Origin of the sequence: Kerstersia sp. (genome assembly GCF_052103615.1) — a bacterium.
Lineage (GTDB): Bacteria > Pseudomonadota > Gammaproteobacteria > Burkholderiales > Burkholderiaceae_B > Kerstersia.
This window is the reverse complement of record NZ_JBQEKA010000034.1, coordinates 17,639-32,687: the sequence shown is the minus strand read 5'-3', so window position 1 is coordinate 32,687 and position 15,049 is coordinate 17,639. Positions and strand designations below refer to the sequence as shown.

Annotated in this window: 14 protein-coding genes; 9 read left to right on the top strand and 5 right to left on the bottom strand. The window is 59.2% G+C overall.

The genetic code is table 11. From position 1 onward, the window contains the following. Positions 1 to 284: 284 nt before the first annotated feature. The gene (locus tag ACTJGZ_RS09225; protein ID WP_441662635.1) at positions 285 to 1,349 is read right to left on the bottom strand and encodes an ornithine cyclodeaminase; all 1,065 of its coding nucleotides are present in this window, start codon (positions 1,347 to 1,349) and stop codon (positions 285 to 287) included. Between the two features lie 157 nt (positions 1,350 to 1,506). Between ACTJGZ_RS09225 and ACTJGZ_RS09220 the strand changes: the two genes are divergently transcribed. From ACTJGZ_RS09220 to ACTJGZ_RS09185, 8 genes are all read left to right on the top strand, one after another. After that, positions 1,507 to 1,929, top strand: coding sequence for an Lrp/AsnC family transcriptional regulator (locus ACTJGZ_RS09220; protein ID WP_441662638.1), 423 nt, complete (start codon positions 1,507 to 1,509; stop codon positions 1,927 to 1,929). A 183-nt stretch (positions 1,930 to 2,112) separates the two neighbouring features. Then, the gene (locus ACTJGZ_RS09215) at positions 2,113 to 3,003 is read left to right on the top strand and encodes a MurR/RpiR family transcriptional regulator (protein ID WP_441662634.1); all 891 of its coding nucleotides are present in this window, start codon (positions 2,113 to 2,115) and stop codon (positions 3,001 to 3,003) included. Positions 3,004 to 3,089: 86 nt separating this feature from the next. Continuing rightward, positions 3,090 to 3,848, top strand: a complete 759-nt coding sequence (locus ACTJGZ_RS09210; protein WP_441662633.1) for a transporter substrate-binding domain-containing protein — start codon at positions 3,090 to 3,092, stop codon at positions 3,846 to 3,848. 25 nt (positions 3,849 to 3,873) lie between these two features. Then, positions 3,874 to 4,590, top strand: a complete 717-nt coding sequence (locus ACTJGZ_RS09205; RefSeq protein WP_441662632.1) for an ABC transporter permease — start codon at positions 3,874 to 3,876, stop codon at positions 4,588 to 4,590. After that, positions 4,590 to 5,309, top strand: coding sequence for an ABC transporter permease (locus tag ACTJGZ_RS09200; protein ID WP_441662631.1), 720 nt, complete (start codon positions 4,590 to 4,592; stop codon positions 5,307 to 5,309). Before ACTJGZ_RS09205 ends, ACTJGZ_RS09200 begins: the two co-directional genes overlap by 1 nt. A 3-nt stretch (positions 5,310 to 5,312) precedes the next feature. Then, positions 5,313 to 6,596, top strand: coding sequence for an NAD(P)/FAD-dependent oxidoreductase (locus ACTJGZ_RS09195; protein ID WP_441662630.1), 1,284 nt, complete (start codon positions 5,313 to 5,315; stop codon positions 6,594 to 6,596). Positions 6,597 to 6,614: 18 nt separating this feature from the next. Beyond that, positions 6,615 to 7,403, top strand: coding sequence for an amino acid ABC transporter ATP-binding protein (locus ACTJGZ_RS09190; RefSeq protein ID WP_441662629.1), 789 nt, complete (start codon positions 6,615 to 6,617; stop codon positions 7,401 to 7,403). A gap of 230 nt (positions 7,404 to 7,633) precedes the next feature. Next, positions 7,634 to 8,566, top strand: a complete 933-nt coding sequence (locus ACTJGZ_RS09185) for an ornithine cyclodeaminase family protein (protein WP_441662628.1) — start codon at positions 7,634 to 7,636, stop codon at positions 8,564 to 8,566. Between the two features lie 99 nt (positions 8,567 to 8,665). On the opposite strand, the gene ACTJGZ_RS09180 is transcribed toward ACTJGZ_RS09185, so the two are convergent. Further along, entirely contained in the window at positions 8,666 to 9,343 is a 678-nt protein-coding gene (locus tag ACTJGZ_RS09180) for a DsbA family oxidoreductase (protein ID WP_441662627.1), read from the bottom strand. A 557-nt stretch (positions 9,344 to 9,900) separates the two neighbouring features. On the opposite strand from ACTJGZ_RS09180, the gene ACTJGZ_RS09175 reads away from it, so the two are divergent. Beyond that, complete coding sequence (locus tag ACTJGZ_RS09175; protein ID WP_441662626.1) at positions 9,901 to 10,344, top strand: hypothetical protein; 444 nt, start codon at positions 9,901 to 9,903, stop codon at positions 10,342 to 10,344. Between the two features lie 32 nt (positions 10,345 to 10,376). Here the strand turns inward: ACTJGZ_RS09175 and ACTJGZ_RS09170 are convergent, their stop codons facing one another. The 3 genes from ACTJGZ_RS09170 to ACTJGZ_RS09160 all read right to left on the bottom strand — a co-directional run bounded on the left by ACTJGZ_RS09170 (position 10,377) and on the right by ACTJGZ_RS09160 (position 14,878). Next, a complete protein-coding gene (locus ACTJGZ_RS09170; protein ID WP_441662625.1) occupies positions 10,377 to 11,765 on the bottom strand; it encodes a surface lipoprotein assembly modifier in 1,389 nt (462 codons plus the stop codon). Positions 11,766 to 12,032: 267 nt separating this feature from the next. Then, a complete protein-coding gene (locus tag ACTJGZ_RS09165; protein ID WP_441662624.1) occupies positions 12,033 to 12,836 on the bottom strand; it encodes a Slam-dependent surface lipoprotein in 804 nt (267 codons plus the stop codon). Positions 12,837 to 12,964: 128 nt separating this feature from the next. After that, the gene (locus tag ACTJGZ_RS09160; RefSeq protein WP_441662623.1) at positions 12,965 to 14,878 is read right to left on the bottom strand and encodes a PKD domain-containing protein; all 1,914 of its coding nucleotides are present in this window, start codon (positions 14,876 to 14,878) and stop codon (positions 12,965 to 12,967) included. Between the last annotated feature and the right edge of the window lie 171 nt (positions 14,879 to 15,049).

Below are 15,049 nucleotides of genomic sequence, written 5' to 3'. Positions count from 1 at the left end.
CGGAATACCCCTATCAGGACGATCAACAGGACAACCGGCGCCAGCCAGAGCAGATATAGCACGTTCGCAGTTCCACGGAATGCCGTCTGCGCAGGCCCGAATATTCAGCGGACAGTCAGAAAACGGCGCATCAGATAAGAAATGCCCCGACCAGAGAATGGCCGAGGCATGGAATGCTATTCTACTTGTTGCAGACTCAAGCGGGCCGCCAAATTTCAGGCTTGAGCGTGAGTATTGGTAAAAAACGTGAAGGACAGAACGCGAATAAGCAATGCGGCGGAATCTCAGGCGGCGGCAGCCCCTGCCTGGCGGGCGCTGGCAGCCGCCGCCGATGCGCCCAAGGCTTCGCCGAACAAGTTCTTAGGGTTGGCCAGATCGGGCACCAGTTCAAGGCTGGCACCCAGGCCTAGCGCTTGCGCCTGATCATGCAGAAAACGCAGCGCGGCATAGTCTTCCAGCGCAAAGCCCACGGAATCGAACACCGTGATCTCTTGCGCCGTGCTGCGCCCAGGCCGCTTGCCTGCCAGCACTTCCCACAACGGCTGCACCGCATAGCTCGCCGGCATTTGCTGAATTTCCCCCTCAATGCGGGACTGCGGCTCAAACTCCACAAACGTCGTCGCGCGCAACAGCACCTCGGCCGCCAGCTCGGTTTTGCCCGGGCAATCACCGCCGGCAGCATTGATATGCATGCCAGGCTCAATCATGCTGGCATCCAGGATGACGGCATTGGTCTTATCGGCAGTCACCGTTGTCACGATATCCGCGCCTTGCGCGGCTTGCGCTGCGCTGGCGCAATCAAGCAGCGTGAGGCCCGGCACATGAGCCAGATTGGCCCGCAGCTTGGCCGTCGCGCCGGGATCAACATCGTAGAGCCGCAAGGTATCTATCCCCAGCAAATAATGGAAAGCCAGCGCCTGGAATTCACTTTGCGAACCGTTGCCGATCAAGGCCATCACACGCGCATCGGGACGCGCCAGCACTCTGGCCGCCAGCACAGAGGTGGCAGCGGTACGCAAGGCCGTCGTCAACGTCAGTTCGCTTAGCAGCAAAGGCTTGCCGGTAGAGACTTCAGCCAGCGCCCCGAACGCCATGACGGTAGGCAGGCCCACTTGCGGATTGGATGGATGGCCGTTGACGTACTTGAACGCGTACAGATCTTTGTCTGCCGCCGGCATCAGCTCGATCACGCCAATCTCGGAATGGCTGGCCACCCGGGCTGTTTTGTCGAACGCTTCCCAGCGCAGGAAATCCGCCTCGATGTAGGCTGCCATCTGCCTGAGGGTCTGTTCAAGCCCCAGTTGACGGGTCAGCGTAACGACGTCTTCGGTTGCCAGGAAGGTAGTCATGTTTTTTCTCCTCTTGATAGATCGGATGCCCGGAACTTTATGTTCCGTGGCGCTTTTTTCTATTGTTTATCAGGCCAGGATCAATTCATAGCGTCAAAAATATCTATAAAATGTCCATCTATTGACAAAATGACAATAAAAAATGACGAAACTATCAATGGATAGCCTGGATCATCAGATTCTGGGCCTGTTGCGCAACGATGCCCGCACCTCGGTCGCCACGCTGGCGAAAAAACTCGATGTCTCGCGCGGCACCGTCAACAACCGCTTGAGCCGCATGGAGCGTGATGGCGTCATCCTGGGCTACAGCATCCGGGTGCGGCCCGACTCCCAGCCGGAAGAAATCGTGGCCTGGACCAGCATCGCCATCGAGGGGCACGAAACACAGCGCATCGTCCAGGCGCTCTCTGGCGAACCGGCCATCGCCGAACTGCATGACACCAATGGCCGCTGGGACATGCTGGCTGAACTTCGCGTGCAAAGCATGGCGCAACTGGCTGAAGCCCTGGAGCGCATCCGTTTGATCAAAGGCATTGCCGCCACCGAAACCAGTATTCATCTGAAAAGCCTGAAATTCTGAGTTGCGGCAGGCGGCGCTTCCCTGGCGCGGCCTGCTGGATCCTGGCTGTTTTCCCCCCGCATTCCGGCCATGCCGCACGCGCTAATGGCAGGCTGCCTGGGTTTTGCCTAGGGAATCCCCCAAGTACCCAATGTCAGCTTTATCCCATAAATTTTGGCAATGACAGAAAACTTGCAGAAAAAAATGGAGAATCCAGCAGCCGCCGCCAGCGTGCTTCAGCGCCTGGAACGCTTCCGCAGCCAAGGCACGGCGTCGGAGCGCACGGTGGCAAGCTATATGCTGGGCAACCTGAACAGCCTGCCATTCGAGACTTCTGCCAGTCTGGCCGCCAAACTCGGCCTGAGTGAAACAACCGTCGGACGTTTTTGCCGCCACCTCGGGTTCCGGCATTTCAAGGAACTCAAGCAAAGCCTGCGCGACGACCTGGGTGACAGCCCCTGGCTGATGGGCGAGCGCTTGCAGGATTTCCTGCAAAGACGTTCCGCGGACGGGCCAGATTACAGCCGCAGCCTGGAACTCAGCATCGCGGCCCAGGTGGCAGTCTATGAACTGACGCATGCTCCCCAATGGCAGCCGGTCGTTACCCGCCTGGCCCAATGCAAGACCGTGCTGGTGGCAGGCTTCCAGACCGAACGGGGTGTCGCGGCCTGTATGGCGCATTTGCTGCAATATATCCGCCCAGGCGTGCACCTGATCGACAACGCGGCCGGCCACTACAGCGATGCCCTGCTGGCTGACCCCGCTGAAACCGCGCTGATTGTGTTCGATGCGCGGCGCTATTCGCGCCACGCGCTGCTGCTATGCCGCAAAGCCCGGGATCATGGGCTGCCCGTCACCCTGGTCACCGATATGTACTGTGATTGGGCCGACAGCAGCGCCACGGAAGTCTTCCGTGTGCCGACCGGCCTGGATATGTTCTGGGAATGCACTGCCCCCATGCAGGTGCTGGCGCATTTGATGGTCAATGAAGTGTTTGTCCGGCTGGGCAAGCCCGCCGAACAGCGGCTGGAACACATTGCCGGGCTGAATCATGCCTTTATCGGCTACACCTCGGCGCAGGACGCCTTTTCCTGAATCGTCCTAAACTTAGCCCCTTTCAAGACGGTATCCTGCAGGCCGTTCTGTTTTTTCACAATATTCAACCATTCAAGGAGCGCATCATGAAAAAAACGCTGAAATCCATGCTGGCTGTCACGGCACTCTGCGCCATTTCCGCGCAAGCGCAGGCCGACACCCTCCGCATCGGCATCGAAGGCGCCTATCCTCCGTTCAATGCCGTTGATGCCTCCGGCAAGCTCTATGGCTTCGACGTCGATATCGCCAATGCCTTGTGCGAAAAGATGCAGGCCCAGTGCGTCCTGGTCGCCCAGGATTGGGATGGCATCATTCCCGCCCTGATGGCGCGCAAATTCGACGCGATTGTTTCGTCCATGGTGGATACCGAAGAACGCGCCCGCCGTGTCGATTTTTCCGAACCGTACTACCGCACCCGCCTGGCCGTGGCCGTGCCCAAAGATTCCAAGCTCACCGGCACGTCTGCCGATGAACTGAAAGACAGCGTCATCGGCGCGCAGTCCTCCTCGACCCAGGGCATGTATTCCGAAGACGTCTATGGCAAGGCAGGCGCCGACGTCCGCCTCTATCCCACGCCGGACGAAGCCGGCACGGATCTCATCAGCGGCCGCCTGGATGCCATCGTGCATGACAAATTCCCCTTGCTCGAATGGCTGGAAAAGAACAGCGAAGGCTGCTGCAAGCTGCTTGGCGACATTCCCGGCACGGAAGGCGATACCAGCATTGCCATGCGCAAGGGTGACGATGCCCTGCGCGAACGCTTCAATCAGGCGATCAAGGATATCCGCGCCGATGGCACCTATCAGAAGATCTCCAACCATTATTTCGGCGCTGACATCTACTGACCTTCCCTGCCGGATATAAACCAATATGCTTGATCTGCTCAGCCTGCTTTCCTTCGGCCACGGCGGATGGGGCGGCGCGCTGCTTCTGGGCGCGCTTGTCACTATCACACTGGCACTTTGCTGCGTGCCCATCGGCCTGCCGCTGGGGCTGCTTGTCGCGATGGGGGCCCGTTCCAAACGCCGCCTCCCGCGCGCTGCCTCCACCGTTTTTTCCACTGTCTTCCGGGGCCTGCCCGAACTGCTGACCCTGTTGCTGGTGTATTACGGCGCGCAGATCGGCATCCAGCATCTGCTGGAACGCATGGGCTACCAGAGTGAATTCCGCATCAATGCCTTCCTGGCCGCTGTCGTGGCATTCAGTCTGGTATTGGCCGCCTTTTCCAGCGAAGTCTGGCTGGGCGCCTTCAAAACCATCCCCAAGGGGCAGCAGGAAGCGGCGCAATCCCTGGGGCTGTCGCGGCGCACGACATTCCTGCGCGTCACCCTGCCCCAACTGATGCGTGTCGCGCTGCCAGGCTTGTCCAACAACTGGCTGACGCTGCTGAAGGACTCCTCCCTGGTATCCACGATTTCCCTGGTGGATCTGATGCGCCAGACCAACCTGGCCGTCGCCGCCACCAAACAACCGATGCTGTTCTACTTCGTCGCCTGCCTGCTGTATCTGTTGCTGTCGGCACTCTCCGGTGTCGTTTTCAGCCGCGCCGAACGCCGTTTCGGACGCCACTATGAAGAGGCACGCTGATGAGTGAATTCGTCATGAACATGCTGTCCCATGTGATGGACCCCGAACTGCTGGAACGCTACGGGCCGCGCATGATGGACGGCCTGGTGATTACGCTCAAGCTGGTCGCCCTATCGTTTGCCCTGGGCATGGTGCTCGGCTTGCTGCTGGCCATCGGCCGCATGAGCAAAAACAAGCTGATTCAATACCCCAGCCGGGCCTATATCTATTTCTTCCGCGGCTCGCCGCTGCTGGCGCAATTATTCCTGCTGTATTACGGCCTGGGTTCGCTGCGCCCCTTCTGGCAGGACGTCGGCCTGTGGTGGTTCTTCCGCGACGCCTGGTATTGCGCCTTGCTGGCCTTCACGCTCAACACGGCCGCCTATCAGGCGGAGATTTTCCGTGGCAGCCTGATGGCGATCCCCAAAGGCCAGTATGAAGCCTGCCAGGCGCTGGGGCTGGGCCCCGTCACCGCCATGCTGCGCGTCATCCTGCCGCAATCCATGCTGGTCGCCATCGGCCCGCTGGGCAATGAGCTGATTCTGATGATCAAGGCCAGCGCCATCGCTTCGCTGGTGACGGTCTATGACGTGATGGGCGTCGCGCGCCTGGCCTTCTCCCGCAGCTTCAATTTTGAAGTCTATTTGTGGGCCGCCGTGCTGTACCTCATCATCGTGGAAATCATCCGCCGGGTACTCAAGCGCATTGAAACCCGCCTGTCCCGGCACGTCGTGAATTGAGTCATGCGCACGAGTTCTGATTCCACTCTCCCGGCCTATGACGCCCTGGTGCTGGGCGCCGGCATTATCGGCACCAGCACGGCTCTGCATCTGCAACAGCGCGGCCTGTCCGTCTGTCTGGTGGACTGGCAGGCGCCCGGTTCGGGCACCAGCCACGGCAATGCCGGGCTGATCGAACGCGCCAGTGTGGTGCCCTATTCGTTCCCGCAATCTCCGCTGGCCTTGTTGCGCTATGCCGCCAACCGCCAGACGGACGTGCACTTTCAATGGCGCGCGCTGCCTGCCATGGCTGGCTGGCTCTGGCGCTACTGGCGCGAATCCGCGCCTGGCCCGCTGGAGCAGGCGGCGCAGGACATGCTGCCGCTGATCGAGCGCTGTGTCACGGAACATGACGCCCTGATCCAGGCGGCGGGCCTGCAAAACCTGGTGCGCGCCGCCGGCTGGATAGATATCTATCGCGAACCGGCAGCCTTTGCCGCCGCGGCAGCCGACGCCCGCGCGCTGGCTGGCCGTTACGGCCTGCAAGCCGATGTGCTGGACAGCGCGGCACTGGCGGCGCGTGAACCGGCCTTGCTGCCGCATGCCAGGATGGCCGGCGGCATTCACTGGCTGGATCCCTGGACGGTCAGCTCGCCCGGAAAACTGGTGCAAGGCTACGCCGATCTTTTCTGCCGCCGCGGCGGCACGCTGATTCATGCGGATGCGCGCAGCCTGCGCCCGAACACCAGCGGCGGCTGGCAGCTGGCGACACCGGACGGCGATTTGCAGGCCGCCCAGGCGGTCATTGCCCTGGGGCCTGATGCCCCCGAGCTCTTCCGTCCTTTGGGATACGCGCTGCCACTGGCGCACAAACGCGGCTATCACCTGCACTTCCAGCCCAGCCCGGACGCCCCGCCGCCCCGGCACCCGCTCTGTGACTCGCGCGCCGGCTTTGTCCTGGCTCCCATGGAACAAGGCGTGCGCCTGACTACCGGTGTCGAACTCGCTTTGCCCGATGCGCCTATCAACCGCATCCAGCTGACACGCGCCGAACGCATCGCCCGCCAATACTGGCCGCTGGGCCAGGCCATAGAAGCCGAGCCCTGGATGGGGCGCCGCCCCTGCACCCCCGACATGCGCCCCATCATCTCTGCGGCGCCGCGCCACCCGGGGCTGTGGTTCAACTTTGGCCATGCCCATCACGGCCTGACGCTAGGCCCGGCCTCAGGCCGTCTGCTGGCTGAAATGATGACCGGCGAGCCGACCTTTACCCACCCTGCGCCCTACTCGGCGCACCGATTCCTATAAGACCCGGAGACACCCTCCATGTCCCAAAATCCCGCCCAGAACAACACCCCGAATCCGTCCGGCGCCGCCGACAGCCGCCCGGTCGTTGTCAAAATCCGTGGGCTGAACAAATGGTATGGCAATTACCATGCGCTGAAGAATATCGACCTGGACGTGCGCCAGGGCGAACGCATCATCCTGTGCGGCCCGTCCGGCTCCGGCAAATCGACCCTCATCCGCTGCGTCAACCAGCTCGAACGGATCGAAAAAGGCACCATCGAAATCCATGGTACCGACGTGACCCGGCAAGATACCCAGGCCACGATCGCATTGCGCGATGTCGGCATGGTGTTCCAGCACTTCAATCTGTTCCCGCATATGTCCGTGCTGGACAACTGCACGCTGGCGCCTGTCAGCGTCAAGGGCGAGAACCGCAAGCGGGCCGAAGAAAAAGCGCGCGAACTGCTGGAAAAAGTCGGCATGTCCAGCCATGCCGATAAATACCCCACACAGCTTTCCGGCGGGCAACAGCAACGTGTCGCCATCGCCCGCACACTGTGCATGGATCCGAAAATCATCCTGTTCGATGAGCCCACGGCCGCCCTGGACCCGGAAATGGTCAAGGAAGTCCTGGAAGTCATGGTCAAACTGGCCAGCACAGGTATCACCATGCTTTGCGTAACCCATGAAATGGGGTTCGCCAAACAGATGGCCGAACGTGTCCTGTTCCTGGATCAAGGCACGATCCTGGAAGACACCCCGCCGCTGGAATTCTTTGCCGCGCCCAGCACGGATCGCGCCCGCGCGTTCCTGCAGCAGATTCTGTAAACCATCACAGCGGCCGCAGACCGGTTCCCCTGGCCCGCAGCCGCACCTTTTTTCCCCTGCCCTCGGAACGCCGCCAACGCGCCTGGACGCCATTGGCGTCCTTGCCCTGCCCTGTGCGCCCTGCATTGCCCAGCATACGGGCAAACAGCAAGCTGCCCTGCGCGGCCCCGAGACTTCCTTAGCCTGCCAGGCCAGCCCGCCCCGGCGCCTGACCGATACGGAGCCTATTCATGCAACATTTCGACGCCCAGCAAACCCGCGCTCAACTGTCTTTTGAAACCCTGGTGCCTGCCTTGCGGCGCGCTTTTGCCGAGGGCGGCACCGTTCCCCTGCGCCACAATCACCCGATTGAATGCCAGGGAGCGCACGGGATTTCACTCATCATGCCGGCCTGGAGCGAGCAAGGCTATTACGGCCTGAAAACCGTCAACATTTTTCCCGGCAATGGCCAGCGCAATCTACCCGGCCTGCATTCCACCTACATTCTGTACGATGCCACGACCGGCGTGCCGCTGGCCCTGATAGACGGCGACGAAATCACCTCGCGCCGCACCGCTGCGGCGGCTGCGCTGGGGGCCGATTATCTGGCCCGGCCTGATGCGCGCCGCCTGCTGCTGCTGGGCGCCGGACGAGTCGGCAGCCTGGTGCCGCGCGCCATGCGCGCTGTGCGCAAGATCGAGCATGTCGATATCTGGAACCCCAACCCCGAACGCGCCCAGGCGCTGATCGAACAGCTGCAGGCAGAAGGCATGAGCGCCACGCGCATCGACGATCTCGAACAGGCGGCGCGCCAAGCGGACATCATCAGCTGCGCCACGCTATCCGAAGCCCCCTTGATTCACGGCAAATGGCTGCAGCCTGGCGTGCACCTGGACCTGATCGGCAGCTTCACGCCCAAAATGAAAGAAAGCGATCCGGACTGTTTTATCGGCAACAAAGTCTTCGTCGATACCGACGAAGCCCCCACAAAAGCCGGTGACCTGCTTGATGCCCTGGCAACCGGGCGCTTTCACCAAAGCGACATCTGCGCCAATCTTGAAACGCTCTGCCGCCAGCAGCATCCTGGCCGCACCCAGGCCAGCGACATCACTGTCTTCAAGGCGGTCGGCTCTGCGCTGGAAGACCTCACTGCGGCCACCCTGGTCTATCAAAGCAGCCGCTGAAATCCGGCACTGGAATCCGGCGCTGAAATCAAGCGCGGAATCCGGCGCGGAACAAGAACGCGCGCCTGATCCGCGCCAGGCAAAAGCAGCGTTCAGCCGCTACACGCTGCAGCCATCCGGCCCGCATGTGCCGCCAGATTGCACTGCCGCACTCTCGGGCGCGGTTTCGGCGGCACGGCGCAAGGCCTGCTGAAACACTTCAAAAGGCTGCGCGCCAGAGAAATAAAGCTGCCCGTTCAACAAGAACAAGGGCACGCCGCTGCCCATCTGCGCCGCCAGCTGCTCATCCTCCAGCACCCCTGCCGTCTCGAAACGGCAGGCGGCCACCGCCTCTGCCGGCATCCCGGCTGCCAGCGCAATCTGCCTGAGTTCCGCGCGATCAAAAATATTCCTGCCATCGGTAATGGAAGCCCGCATCAACGCTTCCACCAGCGTATTGCGGTCACGCTCATTCCCCATGGCCTGCACCAGCGCATGGGCGTCTGCCGTATCGCCGAAACGCATGGTATCGAAGCGGTAAACCAGGCCTTCCAGCTCGCCTTGCTGCGCCACCGCCTGCATCATCTGCGCTGCCTGCGCGGCGCTGCCGAACTTCTCTTGCACCGCACGCTGAAAATCCCCGGCGGCCGCGCCGCGCCCAATACGGTAAGCGCGATAACGCACCGTTACCTGCATCTCGTCCTGCAGGCTATCAATCGCCCGCGCCAAACGCGTCTTCGCGATCCAGCACCACGGACAGACAAAATCCGACCAGACATCCACCTCTACCTGTTTCATCTCCAACCGTCCTTATTCAAGCACCGCCATACCGGCAACATCCTTCATGGTACGTCGAGATAGCGCCCATGCGTAGCCGCCGTGAATAAAACGGTAAGCCGGAAATCGGCTATGATCTTGCCTCGGCAACGGTCACCAGACCACCGCCCCACTGCCCGAGTGGTGAAATCGGTAGACACAAGGGACTTGAAAATTTGAGCCCTGCCAGGGAAACCCGGCAGGTGACGCCCGTCAAACTCGGCGAACGCCCTGGATGCCCCCATCCGCGCCAACGCCGAGCCAAGCCTGGCCCGTTTCATCACGGCCAGGAAGGTGTAGAGAGCAGACGGCGGGCACCTACAGCCGCAAGGCCAAGGTGAAGGCGTGCTCCAGACCACGAACGTGCGGCTTGCGCCACACGGCGGCGAAAGCCGAAGTGGGAAGAAAATCCCTCGCCGTCAGGCGTGCCGGTTCGATTCCGGCCTCGGGCACCAAGATATTTTGTCTATGGCAGCACACAGCTGCCTAAGAAACCCGCATTTAGCACCAGCGATGCGGGTTTTTTCATGCAGCCCGACATGACTAACGCCAGCATCCACACCCTCCAAGACCTTACAAACCGGTTCTTCCAGCGGCATTGGCCAACAGATGCGGCGGCTGCAGCACCACGGTGGACAATGTGGGAACCATTCTTAAGCGCCCCCTGCCCCAACTACAACCGCAATGGCTGCTACGCCTTGCTTGGAGGAAAACAGATCCTTTACATAGGCGCTGGTATGGCTGCCGGCAGGCCTGGGGATCGCTATGAAAACCATGGCATATCTACCAGGCTTAAGCATGTTTTCCTAGCTGATCGTAATCGTCCTAACTGGCACAAACTCAAAGATCTTTGGCGAGATAGAGGAGTCGATGGTGCTTACACCCTGGGTTTTGATGAATGCCAATATCTTGCCCTGGCACTTGAACATTACTTGATCACACACCTTCGCCCGGCCTTGAACAAAAATTACAAACCGCGATAAGAGTGACAAGCATGAATATCTGCGCCATACCGTCAGAAATTTGCTTCCAGCATCAAGCTGATTTCATTTTTGTTATATGAATACAACCAATCTATGCTGCTGTGTGTGCGCGTGTGGCGCCAAGTCAGACGAGGGCTAAATCCCTGCCACTGCCAGCCTGGCACACGCAGGGTCGCGATATACATTTGCGTTTTATCATGACGCTTGCCCCCTAGTAGAGCGCTATATCCGTCATGTTTGCGCTCCCGGAACAAGGCCAACAATGACAATGTCACATCCTGCCCCAGGGGCCGATAAAAACCTGCACGCATGCCACGCTGGGTATAACGATTAACAGCCCAATCATTCTGCTTATGTGACCATTCGATCCCACCGATCAAGGTCCATCTATCCAACACACTGCGGTAGGCTGTTAAGTACACGCTATTGATTGCGCCATCATTATTCGTCGCATAACCTTCACGATACGAAAAGCGTTTATGTTCAGCCTGTACGTTAATAGACAGGCGCGGTGACACCGCCTCAGTCCAATCGACGCGTGCCCCCCATGCGTGATACATCTTATGCTGCCCATAAAGATTGTATTCAATGAGCGGTGCCAAAAATATCGTCTGATATCTGCTCTGATAGCTGTAGCCGGTATGCAGCGATAGCGTCATCTCATTGAAATCGGAGTGGTTAGCATAGTTATCGCCATAAACCATCCCGCGCACTGCCAGCCCATGCCGGCCAATCAAGTCATAACGCCTGCCCACCGATGCTTCATAGCTCAATCCGCTACCTGCCATCGGTGCGGGAATCTGCCGACGGTACAGACACATGCCCAGTCCGAAGCCGTCATACGCCAAACAATCGTTGCTCGCCGTCGTTTGCGCCAGGTTATCGTTATGCTTCAAGCCCAACGCGATTGATCCGCTCCACGCCCGACGCATCTCAATCGCCCTGAGGAAACCTTCCTGTAAATTGGTGCGTACCTTCTCGGGTAAACGAGGATCTGCCAGCACCTCATGGAACAGCTGTTCGGCCTCGATATTTCTGCGCTCATCAAATAAAAGCCGTGCCAGTTCGATACGTGCCCGTGAAAATCCTGGCTGCAAGGCCAAGGCCTCCCGGAAACCTGCTTCGGCCTCCCTGTTCTTTCCCTGGGCATTTGCCCAAGCAGCTTCGGCAAAGCGCTGAAAATGCAAGGCGGGTGCAGACAAGCCGCGATATAGATCCAAAAACCGTTCCAAATCTTGCCATTGGCGATGATTAATCGCCAGGAGCATCGCGAGCTCCACTTGACGGACATCCTTGACATCTACCCCTAAACGGCGGCCTTTGATAACCAGCACTTCCTGACTTCCAGAACGCTGAAAAGGCATATCCAGCGCTTCCTGGGCTTGCTGATCCTTATTGCGTTGGGCCTGATCAGTTTCCATCCATAACCAACGATCGCGCTCCGTATCCTGAGCAATCGCTAGTTCCAGCGGCCCGCAGAGTCCGAGCGATATCAGTACCCACCCAGACTTCTTTAGCACAGAAAACACTGTTGCCTCACTAACACCCCCTCTGGCATATGCACTCCTACCTATGCCGTGAATATTCAAAGATATGTATGCTTCAGCAAGAAACAAAAAGTGTCCTGGCGCCAACACCAGGACACTTGCCTATCTAGAACTATTCAGGCATGGATCGCAAACAAACGCTTAACGCTCCCCGCCAAAGGCAGTATCCAGATTGCGATCCGCGAATTCTGCAAACCCAGCCAGTGACGATGCATCACCGCCGTAGAACTGGCCGCTAGAGAAACCGTTCTGATGGCCATTGGCTTGCGCGAGGCCATAAAATGATCCGTTACTGCTGTTGATCCCGGCATGGATCGTCAGGGTATCCGTCACACCTGCCGTATTGGCATGATCCAAGCGCTCCAGGCTGCCTATCAACTTGTTATTGTCGAAATCAACAGTGAACTCTGCTGCTGTCAACACACGATTACCATTCTGGTCCACACCGACAGCACCAAGACGCTGGCCGTCATAACCATAGTTATTAAGCCCAAAGACCTGGTACGTCGCGGTACCGCTCAAATGGGCCATGCTTGCAGTGGCGTCCTTACCAACGTAAAACACGCTGTGCTTGTTGTCATTGGGCGCATTGGCCGTATCGGAATACTCGCCAAAATACACTTCTGCCAGCAAATCATCCGTCTTGGAGAAGAAGATTCCTTCCGTGGCGGAAACTGACCCCATAGACGCGACGCCATCGTTATAGCCGCCCCCCATCGCCGCAATGTCGGACAGCGCGATAATGCCGCCCCCCATAATGGGCGGGAAACCTGCACCAGGCACATTGGCCGGGCCATGGTAACCCCCAAGAGACGGACCAACTTTCACACGCGTGCTGTCGGATGAATGGCCGACGACGTCAGCCTGAGCAACGGACATACCCGCCAACAGCGATGCCGCCGCCAGCCACAGGCTCGCTTGCAAAAGCGAAACACGATAAGTCATGGTAAAGCTCCCATTCAAAATGGTTGAACTACGATGTACCGTCCCCGAATTGGGACGAGGGCTATCCTCAAGCGAGGTATGCTGCTGACTGCGCCCCTGCTGCGACAAGGCAAGGGCGCAGCACTGGGTCACTCTGGTTTGCAGACGTTATCTTTATTGACAACGACGATGGCCTGGACACTGCTGCCCTTCAACGGTTGGCAATAAAGGTTGTTCACAGCCGTGAAGGACAAGCTGACGGCATCCACGATGTCAACACCGTCACTGACAGAGACGCTGACCTTGTAATCGCCCGGAGCGATCACCACATCAGGCTCTGCCCCTTCGTATTGACGGGTAATGTCGCCGTTGAAATAAATCCGGGGCACTCCGGTGCATGTCGCCACACCATCCTTGTAATTGGAATAAGTGCCAGTGCGTCCTGCGCCATAACGATCGCAACGGACATTGCGCGGTTCCAGCGATGCCATATCAGGCGCCTGCTCGACCACCAGCAAATAAGTCAGCTCATCGCCATCAGGATCGTAGCCATTAAGGTCTATGCCCAGCCCACGCACCACTGGCCGGAATATCGGCGGATTATTGTGGCTCTTGCCCATGATGCTCAGTTCGGCCGGACGGCTCGACCAGCCATTTTCATCGGTAACAACCAGTGCAACGGTATAGGGCCCCGGCTGATCAATCAGCATCGTAGGATTGGCGCTATTCGCCTTCTCCAGCTGCGCACGGCTATGGTTGGGTTTATCCAGCAAAACCCAGTGATAGCTCAGCTTGTTATCGTCCGGATCCGAGCTATCCATGGCATCCAGCGTCACGGTGCGATTAATCAACATGGACGAACCACCGCTGGCCACTTTGGCAACAGCCGTGGGCCGGCGATTCGCCCCCGTTTTGAAATCGTAGGTCTGCGTGACCGGGTCGCTCCATTCCTTGCCATCAAAATCGCGGCGCTGAATGACGTACTCCCCCTTCGTTGCATTGGAAAGCTGCGCAGAACCCGAGGCAAACACAGTGAAACCTGCGGGATCGAAGTCTATCGGGTGCTGCAACAGCTTCCATTCCGTCGTCAGCTTATCGCCATCAAGATCGTAAGAACCCATCGTTTGGGCCAACCAGAGCCGGCCTCCCAGTTCTACCTGGAAGGACGCGCCTTCAGGAATATCCCGGGTTGGCAGGCCATCAGGTGCTGCAAAAGCAGAAACCGGTTTGGTATTGGGTGCATTTGGCGGTGTTTCCGCATTGATCACCACCGTGCTTGCCCGAGCGCTGCGAGCTGTACCGTCATAGACCGACAGACTGAACGTATAGGCACCGGTTGCATCTGGCGTGAAAGATGGCGCCACCGTATCGGCATTCTGCAAAACAGCGCGTGATGCCAACGGCGCGTTCGTTAAGCGCCAGCGGTATTGCAGCGAGTCGCCATCGTCATCATGGCTGCCAGAACCGTCCAGCGTAACCTTGGTGCCGCGCAGGACAGTTTGCGCCTCCCCCGCATGGGCGACCGGCAAAACATTGGGTTTGCTGATGGAAATAATGACGACAGCCGCTTCGCTGCGCTTTGTTCCATGACTCACCACCAGCGTGGCCTCATACTCGCCTGCCTGGTCGGCCTTAAAGCGGGGTTGCGCATCACTGGGAACATCCAGCTCAGCGTCACTGCCATCAGGGCGTTTGCTCAAGGTCCAGAGAAAGCTCAAACCCTCAGCACTTGCGTCATCTGGCGGCACGCTCTTAGTACCATCCAGCTGAATCAGCTGGCCAGGCTGGCCGCTAACAGCCGGTATCACGACGGCCACTGGGTTCGGATTCTTGGCGCGGAAATCCACATGTGAAGGATCACTTGCCACACCAGCTTCGGTCACGGTCAGGCTGGCGGTGTACGCCCCAGGTTTATCCGTTACCACCGTGGCAGTTTCGCTTGCGTAATCACTTATCTCCGCTTGACTGCCTTCAGGCTTGCCGATCAAACGCCACGCATAAGCCAGCTCACCGCCAGCCGCAGCAAGACCGCTGCCCTGCAGCGTGACTGAGGCTCCCGCCATCACGGTATCCGGTGTCGCCACGGCTTGGGCTTTGGGCCGCGCCGCTGGCGCCGTCGCTCCCCCCTCTCCCCCGCTGTCACTGCCGCCACCGCAAGCGGCAAGAAGCCAGGAAGTTCCCAGGCCTAACAAAACATTGCGTAAAACGGAATTCATGGCTTGATGCCTCCAAAA

What these genes read in the sequence shown, in the direction of transcription:
- ACTJGZ_RS09225 (WP_441662635.1), bottom strand. Translation starts at nt 1,349, where the DNA reads ATGACTACCTTCCTGGCAACCGAAGACGTCGTTACGCTGACCCGTCAA.
- ACTJGZ_RS09220 (WP_441662638.1), top strand. Translation starts at nt 1,507, where the DNA reads ATGGATAGCCTGGATCATCAGATTCTGGGCCTGTTGCGCAACGATGCC.
- ACTJGZ_RS09215 (WP_441662634.1), top strand. Translation starts at nt 2,113, where the DNA reads ATGGAGAATCCAGCAGCCGCCGCCAGCGTGCTTCAGCGCCTGGAACGC.
- ACTJGZ_RS09210 (WP_441662633.1), top strand. Translation starts at nt 3,090, where the DNA reads ATGAAAAAAACGCTGAAATCCATGCTGGCTGTCACGGCACTCTGCGCC.
- ACTJGZ_RS09205 (WP_441662632.1), top strand. Translation starts at nt 3,874, where the DNA reads ATGCTTGATCTGCTCAGCCTGCTTTCCTTCGGCCACGGCGGATGGGGC.
- ACTJGZ_RS09200 (WP_441662631.1), top strand. Translation starts at nt 4,590, where the DNA reads ATGAGTGAATTCGTCATGAACATGCTGTCCCATGTGATGGACCCCGAA.
- ACTJGZ_RS09195 (WP_441662630.1), top strand. Translation starts at nt 5,313, where the DNA reads ATGCGCACGAGTTCTGATTCCACTCTCCCGGCCTATGACGCCCTGGTG.
- ACTJGZ_RS09190 (WP_441662629.1), top strand. Translation starts at nt 6,615, where the DNA reads ATGTCCCAAAATCCCGCCCAGAACAACACCCCGAATCCGTCCGGCGCC.
- ACTJGZ_RS09185 (WP_441662628.1), top strand. Translation starts at nt 7,634, where the DNA reads ATGCAACATTTCGACGCCCAGCAAACCCGCGCTCAACTGTCTTTTGAA.
- ACTJGZ_RS09180 (WP_441662627.1), bottom strand. Translation starts at nt 9,343, where the DNA reads ATGAAACAGGTAGAGGTGGATGTCTGGTCGGATTTTGTCTGTCCGTGG.
- ACTJGZ_RS09175 (WP_441662626.1), top strand. Translation starts at nt 9,901, where the DNA reads ATGACTAACGCCAGCATCCACACCCTCCAAGACCTTACAAACCGGTTC.
- ACTJGZ_RS09170 (WP_441662625.1), bottom strand. Translation starts at nt 11,765, where the DNA reads ATGGAAACTGATCAGGCCCAACGCAATAAGGATCAGCAAGCCCAGGAA.
- ACTJGZ_RS09165 (WP_441662624.1), bottom strand. Translation starts at nt 12,836, where the DNA reads ATGACTTATCGTGTTTCGCTTTTGCAAGCGAGCCTGTGGCTGGCGGCG.
- ACTJGZ_RS09160 (WP_441662623.1), bottom strand. Translation starts at nt 14,878, where the DNA reads ATGGCGGGAGCCTCAGTCACGCTGCAGGGCAGCGGTCTTGCTGCGGCT.